This is a genomic window from Nonomuraea sp. NPDC005983, assembly GCF_040614375.1.
In the GTDB taxonomy this organism is placed as follows: Bacteria; Actinomycetota; Actinomycetes; order Streptosporangiales; family Streptosporangiaceae; genus Nonomuraea.
The window spans coordinates 1-2,081 of the sequence record NZ_JBEXUP010000289.1 but is presented as its reverse complement, the minus strand read 5'-3'; the positions used below and the strand labels follow the sequence as shown (position 1 = coordinate 2,081).

Here is a 2,081-nt window from a genome sequence, read left to right as displayed (position 1 = left end):
CCGAGGCCGGCAAGCGCGTCGGCGCCGCCCGCAAGGCGATCAACGAGGCGCTCGCCGCCCGCCAGGCCGAGCTGGAGGCCGAGCGCGACGCCCGGGTGCTCGTCGAGGAGGCCGTCGACGTCACCCTGCCGTGGGATCGGCAGCCGCGCGGCGCCCGCCACCCGCTGACCACGATGCAGGAGCGCATCGCCGACACGTTCGTCTCGATGGGCTACGAAGTGGCCGAGGGCCCCGAGCTCGAAGGCGAGTGGTTCAACTTCGACGCGCTCAACATCGCCAAGGACCACCCGGCCCGCTCCGAGCACGACACGTTCTTCGTCGAGTCCACCGACTCGGGCATGGTGCTGCGCACGCAGACCTCGCCGGTGCAGATCAGGGCGCTGTTGCAGCGCGAGCTGCCCGTGTACGTGATCTCCCCGGGCAAGGTGTTCCGCACCGACGAGCTCGACGCCACCCACACCCCGGTCTTCCACCAGGTCGAGGGGCTGGCGGTCGACGAGGGGCTGACGATGGCCCACCTGAAGGGCACCCTCGACCGGTTCGCCGAGGTGATGTTCGGTGAGGGCATCTCGACGCGGTTCCGTCCGAACTACTTCCCCTTCACCGAGCCGTCGGCCGAGATGGACCTCAAGTGCTTCGTCTGCCGGGGCGCGTCGGCCGTCCCCGGCAACCCGCCCTGCCGCACCTGCAAGTCGGAGGGCTGGATCGAGTGGGGCGGCTGCGGCATGGTCAACCCGCGCGTGCTGATCGCCTGCGGGGTCGATCCGTCCAGGTACTCGGGGTTCGCGTTCGGCATGGGCATCGAGCGGACCCTGATGTTCCGCCACAACGTCGAGGACATGCGCGACATGGTCGAGGGAGACGTGCGCTTCACGCTCCCGTTCGGAATGGAGATCTGATGAGGGTCCCGCTCTCCTGGCTGCGGGAGTTCGTCGATCTCCCGGCGGCCACCGCGCAAGAGGTGGCCGACAGGCTCACCGCCGCAGGGCTCAAGCTCGAGTCGATCACCTCGCACGGCCACGACGTGAAGAACGTCGTCGTCGGCGAGGTGCTCGAGATCGAGGAGCTCACCGGCTTCAAGAAGCCCATCAGGCACTGCAAGGTCGAGGTGGGGGAGGCGACGCCGCGCGAGATCGTCTGCGGCGCCACCAACTTCGTCGTCGGCGACCGGGTGCCGGTCGTGCTGCCGGGCGGCGTGCTGCCCGGCGGGTTCGAGGTCGGTGCGCGCAAGACGTACGGGCGCATGTCCGAGGGCATGATCTGCTCCGAGCGCGAGCTGGGCCTCGGCGACGACCACAACGGCATCATGGTCCTGCCCGTCGGCACGCCGATCGGCGCCGACGTGGTCGAGCTGCTCGGCCTGCGTGACGACGTCATCGAGCTGGAGATCACCCCCGACGTCGGCTACGCGCTGTCGATCAGGGGCGTGGCCCGCGAGGTGGCGACCGCGTTCGGCGTGCCGTTCCGCGACCCCGCCGACGTCGAGCTGCCCGCCGAAGGCGAGCGGTCCTGGCCCGCGTCCATCGCCGACCCGTCCGCGTGCGACCGGTTCGTCCTGCGCGAGGTCACCGGCTTCGACCCGGCCGCGCAGAGCCCGCTGTGGATGCGCGTGCGGCTGACCAGGGCGGGCATGCGGCCCGTCTCGCTGGCCGTCGACATCACCAACTACCTGATGCTGGAACTCGGCCAGCCGCTGCACGCCTTCGACCGGTCGAAGCTGACCGGCGAGATCGTGGTTCGCCGCGCGCAGCCGGGCGAGCGGCTCGAGACCCTCGACCACGTGGTGCGCAAGCTCAACCCCGACGACATCCTGATCACCGACCAGTCCGGGCCGATCTCGATGGCGGGCACCATGGGCGGGCTGGAGACCGAGATCTCCGACGCGTCCACCGACATCGTGATCGAGGCCGCGCACTTCTCCGCCACCGGCATCTCCCGCGAGTCGCGCAGGCACAACCTGGTGTCGGAGGCGTCCAAGCGGTTCGAACGCGGCGTCGACCGCGAGCTGCCGCTGGTCGCCTCGTGGCGGGCCGTGCAGCTCCTCACCGTGAAGTGGAGCGAGCTCGCCGGGCCATGCGTCG

Annotated in this window: 2 protein-coding genes; both read left to right on the top strand. The window is 70.4% G+C overall.

Going from position 1 to position 2,081, the window contains the following annotated elements:
- Positions 1-899, top strand: an 899-nt coding sequence (pheS, locus tag ABZ297_RS46740) for a phenylalanine--tRNA ligase subunit alpha (protein WP_355361054.1), incomplete at its 5' end; no start/stop codon positions are given.
- Positions 899-2,081: phenylalanine--tRNA ligase subunit beta (locus tag ABZ297_RS46735; protein WP_355361051.1), on the top strand; the 1,183-nt coding region annotated here is incomplete at its 3' end. The genes pheS and ABZ297_RS46735, both read left to right, overlap by 1 nt.